Origin of the sequence: Plantibacter sp. 2H11-2, assembly GCF_050031945.1 — a bacterium.
GTDB lineage: Bacteria > Actinomycetota > Actinomycetes > Actinomycetales > Microbacteriaceae > Plantibacter > Plantibacter auratus.
Genome location: NZ_JBNBBL010000014.1, coordinates 16,383 through 28,941, shown reverse-complemented (window position 1 = coordinate 28,941; position 12,559 = coordinate 16,383). Strand labels below are relative to the sequence as shown.

12 protein-coding genes and 1 pseudogene are annotated in these 12,559 nt (G+C 70.4%); 4 read left to right on the top strand and 9 right to left on the bottom strand.

Translation table 11 applies throughout. The annotated features are described in order from the left end of the window. Positions 1 to 4: 4 nt before the first annotated feature. The 3 genes from ACQG07_RS18675 to ACQG07_RS18665 all read right to left on the bottom strand — a co-directional run bounded on the left by ACQG07_RS18675 (position 5) and on the right by ACQG07_RS18665 (position 2,889). The gene (locus ACQG07_RS18675; protein ID WP_426739091.1) at positions 5 to 904 is read right to left on the bottom strand and encodes a helix-turn-helix domain-containing protein; all 900 of its coding nucleotides are present in this window, start codon (positions 902 to 904) and stop codon (positions 5 to 7) included. Positions 905 to 999: 95 nt separating this feature from the next. Next, on the bottom strand, positions 1,000 to 2,217 hold the full coding sequence (locus ACQG07_RS18670) for a cupin domain-containing protein (protein WP_079704186.1): 1,218 nt from the start codon (positions 2,215 to 2,217) through the stop codon (positions 1,000 to 1,002). 126 nt (positions 2,218 to 2,343) lie between these two features. Then, positions 2,344 to 2,889, bottom strand: a complete 546-nt coding sequence (locus ACQG07_RS18665) for a hypothetical protein (RefSeq protein ID WP_426739090.1) — start codon at positions 2,887 to 2,889, stop codon at positions 2,344 to 2,346. 184 nt (positions 2,890 to 3,073) lie between these two features. Between ACQG07_RS18665 and ACQG07_RS18660 the strand changes: the two are divergent. Next, positions 3,074 to 3,895 (top strand): annotated as a pseudogene (locus tag ACQG07_RS18660) (helix-turn-helix transcriptional regulator); the annotation flags it as partial. Between the two features lie 38 nt (positions 3,896 to 3,933). Here the strand turns inward: ACQG07_RS18660 and ACQG07_RS18655 are convergent. From ACQG07_RS18655 to ACQG07_RS18630, 6 genes are all read right to left on the bottom strand, one after another. Further along, entirely contained in the window at positions 3,934 to 4,503 is a 570-nt protein-coding gene (locus ACQG07_RS18655; protein ID WP_426739089.1) for a hypothetical protein, read from the bottom strand. Between the two features lie 97 nt (positions 4,504 to 4,600). Continuing rightward, on the bottom strand, positions 4,601 to 5,461 hold the full coding sequence (locus ACQG07_RS18650) for a helix-turn-helix transcriptional regulator (RefSeq protein WP_426739088.1): 861 nt from the start codon (positions 5,459 to 5,461) through the stop codon (positions 4,601 to 4,603). 7 nt (positions 5,462 to 5,468) lie between these two features. Continuing rightward, positions 5,469 to 7,106: a chromosome partitioning protein ParA gene (locus tag ACQG07_RS18645; protein WP_426739087.1), complete on the bottom strand. Its 1,638-nt coding sequence runs from the start codon at positions 7,104 to 7,106 to the stop codon at positions 5,469 to 5,471. 124 nt (positions 7,107 to 7,230) lie between these two features. Further along, positions 7,231 to 7,965: a FadR/GntR family transcriptional regulator gene (locus ACQG07_RS18640; protein WP_426739086.1), complete on the bottom strand. Its 735-nt coding sequence runs from the start codon at positions 7,963 to 7,965 to the stop codon at positions 7,231 to 7,233. Between the two features lie 41 nt (positions 7,966 to 8,006). Beyond that, on the bottom strand, positions 8,007 to 9,473 hold the full coding sequence (locus ACQG07_RS18635; protein WP_159876313.1) for an APC family permease: 1,467 nt from the start codon (positions 9,471 to 9,473) through the stop codon (positions 8,007 to 8,009). A gap of 62 nt (positions 9,474 to 9,535) precedes the next feature. Then, positions 9,536 to 10,315, bottom strand: coding sequence for a carbon-nitrogen hydrolase family protein (locus tag ACQG07_RS18630; protein ID WP_274498769.1), 780 nt, complete (start codon positions 10,313 to 10,315; stop codon positions 9,536 to 9,538). Positions 10,316 to 10,439: 124 nt separating this feature from the next. Between ACQG07_RS18630 and ACQG07_RS18625 the strand changes: the two genes are divergently transcribed. From ACQG07_RS18625 to ACQG07_RS18615, 3 genes are all read left to right on the top strand, one after another. Continuing rightward, positions 10,440 to 11,495: an NAD(P)H-dependent flavin oxidoreductase gene (locus tag ACQG07_RS18625; protein ID WP_426739085.1), complete on the top strand. Its 1,056-nt coding sequence runs from the start codon at positions 10,440 to 10,442 to the stop codon at positions 11,493 to 11,495. A 70-nt stretch (positions 11,496 to 11,565) separates the two neighbouring features. Then, on the top strand, positions 11,566 to 12,225 hold the full coding sequence (locus ACQG07_RS18620) for a hypothetical protein (protein WP_192003894.1): 660 nt from the start codon (positions 11,566 to 11,568) through the stop codon (positions 12,223 to 12,225). After that, positions 12,222 to 12,488, top strand: coding sequence for a hypothetical protein (locus ACQG07_RS18615; protein ID WP_056010480.1), 267 nt, complete (start codon positions 12,222 to 12,224; stop codon positions 12,486 to 12,488). Before ACQG07_RS18620 ends, ACQG07_RS18615 begins: the two co-directional genes overlap by 4 nt. The last annotated feature ends 71 nt before the right edge of the window (positions 12,489 to 12,559 follow it).

The following is a 12,559-nucleotide window of genomic DNA, read 5'->3' as shown; positions in this document are numbered from 1 at the left end:
ACCTCTACTCGGTGCCAGCGGACCGCGGGTGCAGCTGCCGCACCGGGGCGACGGTACGGGTCTCCGGAACACGTCGGCGTCGGCTGGACGCGGACGACCGCTCCGACGCGGTGGGGACGTCGTTCCAGAGGCGGAGCAGCTTCAGCGACAGGTGCAGCGTGCTCCGCTTCAAGCCGTCGGCCAGCGCGTCGCGCACGACCTCCGGCATGGTGTCGAGCCGGTAGTAGAGCGTCGTGCGGTGGATGTGGAGCCGCTCGCACGCGACGACGACGTTGCACCCGGAGTCGAGGTAGGTCTCCACCGTCTCCCGACGCACGGGATCCGCGTGCCAGAGTTCGTCGGCCGCCGGCGACGCCGAGGTCACGAGCTGCGGCCCGCCACCGATCGCGTGCAGGAGTCGCCATCCGCCGAGATCCTCCGCGCGGGTCGACCCGAGCGCGTCCCCGACCTGACCGACGATCTCGGCAGCGGTGCGGGCCTCGTCGACGACGCCGAGCAGGTCGTCCTCGTCCGCGTGCAGCACGGCCGAACCGATCGCGGAGATGCGGACACCGGCCGGCGCGACGGAGCGGACCCACTCGTCGACGGGCGAGGCGGCGCGTCGTTCGGAGGTCACGAGGACGAAGCCGCCGACGTGATCGAGGACGAGCGTGTGGTCGCGGCCGTCGTGACGGAGGGCCCGCGCGTACTCGTCCCGCTCCATCGTGCTCGTGGTCCCGAGCAGCACCGAACGCACGACCACCTCACCGTAGGAGTCGAGCCAGCGCCTCGAGCGCGCGGTCCTGAGCGCGTGGCGCCGCCGGTCCCGGTGGTCGCTGAGCATGTCGATGAGGACGAACGCCCGGTCGTCCGAGATGGACCAGGAGCCCTCGGCCGGTTCGATCGTGCTGCGTTCGCTGTTCATCGGTGCCTCCGCGCGGTTGAACGAGTGGTGTCCCGCTCAAGCTAGGACGGATGGCCCTGGGCGAGCGTGGCCCGCCGAGAGCCACCCTGCCCGGATCACGGACGCAGCGGCGTGATCCCCTGCGCTTCCCGGGGGAAGGTCGCCAGGGTCGCCTCGTCGATGTTCAGGTGTGCGGCGACGAGCGACGGCGGCACGTGCGCCAGCCAGTTCGCGAGCGACACCTCCTCGTACCGGTCCGTGCGGAACACCTCGAGGAACTGCAGCACGTCGTCGCCGGTGTTCTCCACGTAGTGTCCGAGGTTCTTCTTCACGACGCCGATGTCGCCCGGGCGGAAGTCGGTCGTGTTCGCGTGGGGTCCGGTGTTGAAGACGGTCATCCTGGCGGATCCGCGGAGGTAGTACTGCCACTCGTCGGCGTTGGGATGCCAGTGCAGCTCGCGCATCGACCCGGGTTCCACCGTCACGAGCGCTGCGGCGACCGACTGCGACAGCGGGAAGTTGGTGCTGTCCGCGATCTGGATGCTCCCGCCGCTGTTCCGGTGGAGTGGCTTGGACCGCGACAGTCGGAAGATGATCGGTTCCGACGCTCCCCACTCGACACCGGCGTCCTCCTGGTCCTTGGCGAGCGGGCCGGGCTCGTCGCCGGGGAAGATCCAGAGGTTGTGGAGCGGGATGTCCGCGAAGGTCTCCTGGGCCACCCCGAAGTTCTTCGCCAGCACGTCCGGCGGCGTGTGGGCGAACCAGTCCGTGAGCAGCAGGGTGTTGGACTCTGACTGGTCGCCGTCGTCGAAGGCGAGCACGAACTCGGCGCCATCGGGACCCAGCCCCTGCAGGGAGTGCGGCGTCCCGGCGGGGAAGAACCACAGATCGCCTTCCTCCACGTCCTCGACGCTGGGCATCCCGGATCGGCTGAGGGTGGTGACCCGGCACCTGCCACGGGTCATGACGGCCCACTCGGCCGTCTGGTGCCAGTGGAGCTCGCGGATGCCGCCTGACTCGAGGTACATGTTCACGCCGGCGATCTCGTCGGAGATCGCGAAGTCCTGCTTCGTCACCTCGCGCGCCCACCCACCGTCCTGCACGCGGCGAGGCGAGATGTTGAACGACGACCAGAAGAACGCCTGCGTACTGATGTCGGTTCCCGGAGCGTCGATCTGGTTCGGGAACTGGCTTGCGACTGCCGGGTTCTGCGGGCCGGTCATCTGCGTGCTCTGCGGGTGGCGGAGCGTGTTCACCTCGCCCTCCGCCGGAAGGTCCGGATTGCCCAGACTCGGGGTCTCGTGGTGCGGGACGGTGTCGTCCGTCGAATCCATGGTGTCCTCCTCGCTCCGCCGCCCTGCGGCCTGGATCGTCTCCAGCCCAGCAGGGACGGCACGACAACCCTTCCGACGGATGACGAGATCGTGCCCGTCGGCGGTCGGATCGTGGCGGCCCGCTCGTCAGGTCCGGTCGGGGGACTGCCCGGCGAGGACCGCGAGCAGCCGTGCCGAAGCCTCGTCGCACGCTCGCCAGACCACGAGACTCATGCCGAAGTGCTCGGGGACCTCCAACTGGAGGTAGCGCAGCTCGAGACGCCCGAGATCCGGACGGTCGAAGGTGAACGACTCGGCCGCATCGGGTCGGAGGCCCGGCTCCAGCCCGGCCCAGGCCTCGGCGAAGCGGCTGTTCCCGGAGCGGAGTTCGTCCACGAGGCCCTCGAAGACCGCGTCCCACTCGTGGGTGCCGAGCGACCTCCGGAGTTCGCCCACCACATGCTCGGTGACGAGGCCGGGATCGGGACTCGCCCGGAGGACCTCCGGGCGGAGGAAGGTCGAGCGCAGCAGGTTGGCTCCTGGACGGAAGGCCTGCGACAACGCCTGGGCGAGGTGGTTGGCGTGCAGCACCGTGAAGTGGCGGTCATGGACGAACGCGGGGACGGTCGACCAGGAGTCGACGAGATCGACCAGGTCCTGAGGGAGCCGATCGGCGGGTCCGCGCTCAACCATGCGACCACGATAGTGACGTCGGGCGGCGACCGGGTGGGACGCGCAGGGTCAGGCTCAGCGAACGACCGATCGTCGGTCGACATGTCCAGAAACGACCCATGATCGGCCGCGGAAGGATGCATACGGACGAGCTTGCTAGGGGAGGATTGGCGTCGATCCCACTCGCTCTCCGGAGGACGCGGCGATGTCACCAACTCGGCTTTCGAATGCTCTCGGCGAGTTCCTCCGCGCGCGCCGGGAGTTCGTGCGGCCAGAGCAGGTCGGCATCGGCGCCGACACGTCCCGACGGGTGCCCGGCCTGCGCCGCGAGGAGGTCGCGCACCTTGCGAGCATCAGCCCCGAGTACTACCTGCGGATCGAGCAGGGTCGTGTGCGGCGGCCGTCGGAGCAGGTCCTCCTCGGGCTCGCCCGTGCCCTGCTGCTGGACGACAGTGGACGCCGATACCTGCTCCGGTTGGCGAGCCCGAGGCCGTTCATGCGCGCGGTCGACGACCGGTCGACGCGACTCGACGACCGGGTCGCCCGGCTCCTCGCGCACTGGTCCGGCACGCCCGCCTACGTGAGCGACGACAATCAGTACGTCGTCGCCGCGAACGCGCTCGCGCGGGCATGGGTGCCGCCGGGCATGCTCGACCCCGGGGTCAATCTGCTCGTCTCAGCCTTCGAGCAGTACGCCGACTTCCGAGGCACCACATCGCCCGACGCACCGGAGTACGAGCGCATGCACCGGGAGTGGGAAGGGACCCTCCGCGACCTCACCGCCCCGCTCCGCTACTACGGCCGACCGGACGATCCGCGCCTCCAGGAGATCGTCGGGATGCTTTCGGCACGGCACCCGGTGTTCCGGACGATCTGGGCGGAACACCTCGTCAAACCGCAGATGTCCCGGCGGACGCGCACGTTCATCGAGCCGCTCGGCTGGGTCGACTTCCGGGCGCAGACCTTCGAGGTCCCGCACACGGACCAGTTCCTCACGGTGTTCTTCGACGAGCCAGGCTCAGCTGCTGCGGCGGCGATCGCCTACCTCGCAGCTCGGGACGAGCTTCAGCGGGAGGGCACCGGATCGCTCGAGGTGGAGGGCTCGTCCGGCGAGACCGCCTCGGACAGCCGCTTCAGCCGCGCCCGGGACGATGCTCCCGACGGGACGAAGACCAACAGCAGGTCGCCCTCGGGCCCGGGCGCGTTCAAGACGTTGTAGACCATCCGGACCTCCCCGGCCGGCGTGGGGAAGACGATGGGGCCCGACGTCCCGGAGTGGCCGTCGCCCGAGGCCCAGGTCTGGGCGAAGTCGCGCGACTTCGCGGAGAGTTCGCCGATGATCCGAGCCGCCGGGCGATCCGTATCGTGCTCCTCGACCGACCGCTTGAGGAGCTCCGCGGTGGTCTCGGACATCCGGGTCCACAGCGGATCGTCGACGACCCGGTCGGGGGAGAGGAACGCGAAGCGCGCCAGGTTGACGCCGGTGTGGAACGCCGGCGTCAAGCGTGCCGCCGCCGGATTCGCCTCGAGGACATCCAGCGTGCGGTCGCAGAGGACCACGGGTACCTCTCGCCACGAGTCGATGAAGTCCCTGATCCGGTCCCGGCGCTCACGCACGCCCTCGTTCGCGATCATGCGTCCACGGTAGGCGCTGCGACCGCCGTCGGCTACCCCTCCGGTGCCCGCCGGCCCACCTCGGTCAGCGTGCGCCGGTCATCGCTCCGGATGGCGGTCAGTCGGCCCGGGCGGCGAGGTAGGCGAGCACCGCGGCCCCTGGGGAGCCGCGCTCTGCGAAGACCGTCGTCAACTGATGACCGGGCCAGTCGGGGACGAGGAGGTGCTGATACTGCAGCTCGACGGTTCCGAACTCGTCGATCGAGGCCCGAAGTGGACCGCCGGCGAGGGGACGGGCGTCATGGCGAGCCCAGAGGCGGGCGAACAGCGGACTGCGAGCGGTGAGCTCCTCGACGATCGTCTGTAATCGAGGGCTGCTCGGATCGCTGCTGTAGCGGAGTGCTGCGACCACGGCCGGGGCGCTCACCTCCCACTCCGGGGCGATGGAACGCACCCGATCGTCGAAGTACCCGAGCACGTCGTTCTGCCCGACGTCGAGGAGGCCACCGCCGATGCGTCGCGCGAGCGCGTTCGATGCGACGATGTCCCGGTTGCCGTCGGTGATGTACGCCCCGGTGTCCGACCAGTGGTCGAGGAGTGTCGTGTCCGGGACGGATCGTCCGGCCGGTGCGGGCGTGCCGGCGTCCAACGGTCGGCGCTCGGCCGGGAAGAGGTCGACGTCATAGGCGAGCCGGAAGAGGTAGTCCACGGCGTGCTCGTCGAGTCGAAGGGCCCGACCGATGCCCGCCAGCACCTCTTCCGACGGGCGCTGATCCCGCCCCTGCTCGAGGCGGAGGTAGTAGTCGGCGCTGACGTCCGCGAGGGCTGCCACCTCGGTGCGTCGGAGTCCGGCGACCCGCCGCCCGTCCTCCGGGACGAACCCCGCGTCCTCCGGTCGGACCAGTCCTCGACGAGCCCTGAGGTAGTCGCCGAGCGCGGCCGCCCGCGTGATGCCGGTCTCCGATGCTCCCTGCGTCATGGCCCGGTCAGAGTCCGCGCGACACCGCGGCTGCCGCTGCGAGCCACGCCCGCTGCGTGCTCGACCGCAGGGCGTCGTGACGGATGACGCCGTTCTTCAAGGCGGGATCGAAGGGGACGACGACCACGTCGCGCACGTAGGGTCGGAAGTCCTCGGCGTACGCGTTGGCGATCGACGTGTCCTTGGCCTCGGCCTCGGAGACGATGACGACGGCGTTCCGCGCGAGTTCAGCACCGCGCTCGCTCACGCGGCTGACGGCGGTGAGGGTGAGCCGCGCGCCCTCCTTCTTGTCCTCGACGGTCGTGGTCGGGATGACGAGCTGGTCGGTCAGCTCCACCATGCGCCGCCAGTTGGGGGCACCGGCAGAGTTGCCCGAGTCCATGACGATCAGGCGGTAGTACTTCGCGAGGACGCGATGGACGAGGTCGACCTCGTCGGCGGTCACCACATGCTCGCCGTCGGCCGCGGATCGCAGCACCTCGTACTTGTCGCCGGGCTGGTGGTGGACGAACCGCGACAGGTCGGCTCGCTCGGCGCCGGGGGAGAGGAGGTCACTCGCCGCGGCGAGGAGGTCGAGGACGGTCGAATCATGGCCGCCCTGCTCGGTCCGCCAGCCGAGCGTGCCCATGGTCTCGTTGTTGTCCCAGGCCGCGACGCCGCCACCGCCGTACCGGGCGAAGACGGACGACAGGTTGACGACGGTCGGCGTCTTGTTGGCGCCGCCCTTCTGGTTCGCGACGGAGATGGTGCGACGCCTCGGGAAGTGGCGTGACACGGCGTGGACGTCGTCACGCTCGGCGCGCTCGCTCGCGGACGGCGGCACCGAGAAGCCGAGCTTGTTGAGCAGGCCGGCGAGCCCGTGCTGCGCCGGGCCGATCGTGGGCGGCGCGAGGAACGAGGGCGCATCGCGCAGGTCTCGTCGAGCCGGGGCGGTCTGCTGGCCCGGAGCCTGCTGCTGCTGCTGTGGGACCGGGGGCTGCTGCTGCTGCGCGGGCGCGACCGGCGGTGCCTGCACCGACTGCTGGACCGGGACCGCCCGCTGCGCCGGCACCGGCTGCTGCGCGTTCGGCTGGTTCGAGACCGGCTGGAACGGCGGTGTGCCGAACGCGGGCTGCTGCACGGTCGGGCGCTGCGGCGGGACGGGCTGCGGCGTCGTGGTCGCCTGTGGGTTGGCGGAGACCGGCGGCGTGGGCTGCGCAGGGACCGGCGCAGGTGTCGACGGCTGGACGGGCGAGGCACGGGGCGGTGTCGGCGGCTGAGCCGGGGCCGGGCGCGCGGGTGCCGGCTGCGCGGGCGTGGGCGGCGGCGCCTGGATGAGCGGCACACGTTGTGCCGTTGCGGGCGGTGGCGTGGACCGTTGCGCGGTGCGCGCGGGCGCTGTGGACTGCGGTTCCTCCTGCAGTTCGCCGTCGACACCGATGAGGAGCACGGTGACGCTCGTGGGGTCGGTCACCGTCACGCGGATCGGTCGACCCGACTTCCGGGCCTCCGCCTGCATCAGTTCGACGAGCTGGCGGCGGGCCGTTCCCTCGTCGGTGGCGGTCAGGTACTGCTCGGCGGTGCCGACGCGGAACACGCCGGAATTGTCCGCCAGCAGCGATGCCGTCATCGGCGGGAAGTCCTGTATCGAGGCCTTGTCGATCATGCTCTCACTCCTTCGCGGCGGGGGTGAACCCGTCCCCACTATGCCTTAGTACGGCGCATGTCGGATTTCCGGTCCCAGCCGTGACGCCTCGCCGAGGGCGCGCCTTCGGTCGTCTCCAGGCGCTTCAAGAAGTGGATTGCGCGCCGTCGGTGTGGCCCGCGAGGCCGACGTACATCGAGCGGTGGAGCTCCGCGACGTGGTCGAACGCCAGGCGACTCGCTGCTGCCGCGTCGCCGTCACGGACCGCGGCGACGAGTAGAGCATGCTCTTCGTTCGACGCGCGCAGGTACTCGATCCGGTAGGGGATGAAGTAGGAGTACAGCTCGCGGGAAACGCGGTCGTGGAGGTCGGCAGCGCCCGGCACGCCTGCCGACACCGCCAGCTCGGCGTGGAACGCCGCATCGGCCTCGCGGAACCGGCTCCAGTCCGGCTCCGTCCGCATGGTCGTCACGAGGTCGTCGAGTCGATGCAGGGACGACGCCTCCGGTTCGGTGGCTGCGAGCGCCGCCAGCCCGGCTTCGAGCGTCGCGCGCTGGTCGATGAGCGTGTGCACGTGGACGGCGTCCTCGCGGTAGGCGGCGATCTCGGGCACGGTGCCCACCGCGGGCGCATCCGCGATGAACGTGCCGCCCGTGTTGCCTTGCCGCCGGACCACGACGCCCTCGTCGCTCAACGCCCGATACGCGCGCCGCACCGACATCTCGCTGACCCCGAACGCTCGAGCCGCTTCCTCGGGTGCCGGGAGCCGTTGGCCGGGCACCAGCATCCCGAGCTCCAGCGCCAGCGAGATCCGCGCGCGGACGGTGTCGACGGCGGTCGTGCGTCGGATCGCTCCGAGTGAGGGCGAACCCAGATCCATGGCACCCTCGTCTCGTCGCTGATCGACTCCGCGACCCTGGTTCAGCCGGCGGTCGGTTGGTCGGCGGTCGCCTCGCTCACCGCGCCGTCCGGCTCGGCGTCCAGGGGGAACCGCTTCCCCAACACGATACCGATCAGCATGGCGACCACGGGGATGAGGGCGAGCACGACACTCACGGTGACGCTTCCGCCGGTGACGAGCGTGAAGTTCGACAGCACGAGCCACAGCGCGAACGCGAGTCCGACCACCGCGAGGATCGGGAACACCCGCGCACCCCAGGTGCGGCCGGCGACCAGCTCGGGTCGCCGCGCGAAGAACACGAGGACGGCGATCGAGGTCGTCAGCATGAGCAGCACCATCCCGACGGTCGCCACCCCGGCCATGGATCCGAAGACCCCGACGAGCGGGTCGAGGCCGGCGAGTGCGAGTGCTGCGAGGACGATGGCCGCCGTCACCGTCTGCACGATCGAGGAGGTCGACGGGGAGTGGTGTGCGGGGTGGCGCCGGCCGAGGCGGGCGGGCAGCACCGACTTCTGCGCCAGTGTGAACTGGTAGCGCGCGATGACGTTGTGGAAGGACAGCACGCACGCGAACAGGCTCGTGATGAGCAGCACCTGGACGACATCGCGCATGATCGGGCCGAGGTAGGTCGTCGTCGTATCGAGCAGGAGGTTGCCCTCGCCGGCGAGCGTCTGCTGGGCGACCGCGACGGCGTTCCCCGCGCCGACGCCCGTCACGAGCGCCCAGCAGGAGATGGCGTAGAACACACCGATGATGACGACGGCCAGGTACGTTGCTCGCGGGATGGTGCGTTCCGGGTTGCGCGCCTCGTCTCGGAAGACCGCGGTCGCCTCGAATCCGATGAAACCGGTGAGGGCGAAGAGCACGGCGACGCCGATTCCACCGGTGAAGATGTTGGCGGGGTCGAAGGTCTCGACCGCGATGCCGTCCGCGCCGCCCGTCGCGAAGATGACGACGTCGAGCACGACGACCACGAGGATCTCGAGCGTCAGGGCGATGCCCAGCACCTTCGCGCTCAGGTCGATGTGCCGGTAGCCGAGCACGGCCACGATCGCCATCGTCGCGAAGGAGTACAGCCACCAGGGCAGGCTCGGGCCGCCGAAGTACGTGACGAGGTCGTCGAGCGCCCACCCCATGTAGCCGTACACGCCCACCTGGATCGCCGTGTAGGCCACGAGCGCGGTGAACGCGGAACCGAGGCCGAGACGCGAGCCGAGTCCGGCCGTCACATAGGAGAAGAACGCGCCGGCTTCGCGGACGAACGGCGTCATGGTGACGAAGCCGACGGAGAAGACGAGGAGGATCACGGCGGCGAGGGCGAAGCCGATCGGGGCTCCGGCGCCGTTGCCGGTGCCGATCGCGATGGGGACGTTGCCGCCGATCACGGTGAGTGGTGCGGCGGCGGCGATCACCATGAAGACGATGGAGCCGGTACCGAGCTGGCCGTCGAGGCGCTGACGCGGCTCGGCGATGGGGTTGACGGTCATGAGGTCACTTTCCAGGGGAGTCGGGGGACTCGGAGGGGGGTGGGGAGGAAGGACGGGATCCTTCAATACAGCTCGGCGCGGCGGTCGGCGAGGTAGGGGTTCTCCTGCCTGGCGCGCTTGGTGGCCTCGGGATCGATCGTGGCGATCATGAGACCGACGGCGTCCGCGTCGAGCGCGTCGAGGACCACGCCGTCCGGGCCGACGATGCTGCTGCGGCCGACGTAGGTGAGGTCCCCTTCGGAGCCGACGCGGTTGACGTAGACGAGGTGGACCTGGTTCTCCCAGGCGCGCACCGGGATGAGCCGCTCGGCGATGTGCGCGTACGGCTCCATCTGCGCGGTGGGGACGATCACGACGTCAGCACCGTCGAGGGCCGCCGCGCGGACGGTCTCGGGGAACTCGACGTCGTAACAGATGAGGACGGCGACGCGGACGCCACCCAGGTCGACGGTCGGTGCGAGGGTGTCACCGGCCACGAAGAGCTGTCGGTCGAGCTCGCCGAACAGGTGCGTCTTGCGGTACCGGAGTAGCTCCGTCCCGTCAGGACCGACGAGGACGAGGGCGTTCGCGACGGCTCCGCCGGGGAGCGGTTCGGGGAGGCCGGCGAGGATCGCGATCCCGGTCTCGCCGGCGATGGCGGCGACCCGGTCGATCAGCTCCGGGGTGGCGAGCGGGGCGAGGCGGTCGCCGAGGTTGTAGCCGGTGATGAACATCTCGGGGGTGACGAGCAGATCCGCGCCGCGATCCGATGCCTGTCGGGCGGCGTCGGCGACGAGCGCGAGGTTCGCCTCGACGTCTCCGGGGACGCCGTGGTGCTGCAGTCCGGCGATGGTCAGGGTCATGGCGGTGGAGCTCCTCTGCGGGCGTGCGTCGATGCACTCAGTAAACAGCTCAAAGTGAGTTGTTTGATGTCCATCATGTTTCGATCCGGTTTCGCCCGCAAGAGGCGAGGGACATACTGGTGGCGTGCGCGCCCTTCCTGTCGACGTCCCGATCGTGCTCGGCCCCTTCGGAGGCCTGTCCTCCGTCGAACTCACCGCTACGGTGAGTGAGCTGGGCGGCCTCGGCTCCTTCGGTCTGTACGGCTACGACGCCGAGCGCATCGAGCGGACGGTCACGGCGCTGCGCGAGCGGACCGCGGCGCCCTTCGCACTGAACCTGTGGCTGCCGCGTGGCGACGAGCTGTCGCCCGACGACTCCGAGGCGTCCTTCGCAGCTGCGGTCGAGGCGCTCCGACCCGTGTTCGACGAGTTGTCGCTCGAGCTGCCCGATCGCCCGGCCCGGTACGTGCCGCCGTTCGACGAGCAGATCGGGGCCGTCCTGGACGCGCGGCCCGCCGTGGTCAGCTTCGTCTTCGGGGTTCCACCGCGGCCGGTGGTCGACGCGGCGCACGAGCGGGGCATCGTCGTGGTCGGGACGGCTACCACGGTTGCCGAAGGGCTCGCCCTGCAGGAGGGAGGCGTGGACGTCGTCGTCGGCACGGGCATGGAGGCCGGCGGCCACCGCGTCTCATTCCTGCGAGCGGCCGAGGACTCCCTCGTCGGTCTGGTCGCCTTGATCCCGCAACTCGTCGACGCTTTGGACGTCCCGGTGATCGCCGCCGGCGGTATCGCCGATCGACGTGGTGTCGCCGCCGCATGGGCACTCGGCGCCGCCGGCGTGCAGGTCGGGACCGCCTTCCTCCGCACGAGCGTCTCCGCGGCGACGGCCGAGCATCGGGCGGCCATCGTCTCGACGCCCGCCGACGGCACCGTCCTCACGCGCGCGATGAGCGGCAGGCTCGGCCGGGGTGTCCCGAACCGGGTGCTGCGCCAGATCGAGGCGTCGGGGGTCGTCGCCCCGTTCCCGGTCCAGAACTGGCTGACCGGTCGGTTCCGCACCGTCGCCTCGGAGCGGGGCGTCGCGGACCTCCAGGGCTTCTGGGCTGGGCAGGCGTCACTGCTGACCCGGGATCGGGCCGATGCCGAGTCCGTCTTCGCGGAACTCGCCGCGGGCCTGTCGGTCCCACCCAGGGCACCCTGACCCCGGTCCGCGTCGCCCGCAGGACCGCGTAAGCTGGAGGGGACTTCCTGCAAGAGATGAGACGTTCACCGTGCCCAGCATTCCGTTCGACGGCGCCAAGCACGATCGGTACTGGATGGTCCCGATCCTGCGTGCGGTGATCGCGCTCGCCACGGCGGGAGTCGTCACCTTCACGCAGGGCCACTCCTCGCAGTTCGGCCTCGTGGTCTTCGGGGTCTTCACGCTGCTGTCCGGCGCGATCGTCGGCGCCTTCGCGTTCCCGAACTTCTCCGACACCGTGACGCGCGCGTTCTTCCTCGGCCAGGGCGTCATCGGCGTCGTGACCGGCGTCTTCTCGCTACTCGTGAGCGGCGGCGGGCTGAGCATCTTCCTCTACGTCGTCACCCTGTGGGCGGCCCTCACCGGATTCCTCGAGCTGTACAGCGGGATCCGCTGGCGCGGACGCCTCGCCGCGGCGAAGGACTGGACCGCGGTCGGTGCCTTCACGGTGCTGCTCGCCATCGCGACGCTCCTCGTCCCGCCCGGACTCGAGCAGCGATTCGCCGCCCCGGGAGGTGTCGAGGGTGTCCTCCGTGCGGACATCGTCGTCGTCGGCCTCGTCGGAGCATACGCCGCGATCATCGGCGTCTACCTCGTCATCGGCGGACTGTCGCTGCGGTGGGCGGGCAAGCGCCCGGTCACCGGCGCAGCCACCGACGACACCACCGGCACGGCTGGAGCCGCATCATGAGCAAGCCCAACCGCGACGACGTCCTGCGGCCGATCGAGCTCCTCGTGCTTTCGGGCGTCATGGGGGTCTTCACCGGCGTCGTCGTCCTGATGTCGACCCGCGAGATCGTCCTGTCGCTCATCGGCCTGGGCATCGCGTTCATCGCCTCGCTCGTCGTCCTCGCGATGCTGGCGCTCGCCGTGAAGCCTGACTTCCAGGAGAAGCTCGACCTCGACGAGCAGGACGGCGACGACAAGCGTCCGCCGCGCCCCTCCGGCCACTGACCTCCGGCCACCCCGGGCCTGAGCGTCCGCCCGTTTCTTCGGCGTCTTGCCGGGTCCCGCGCGTTCCCTCC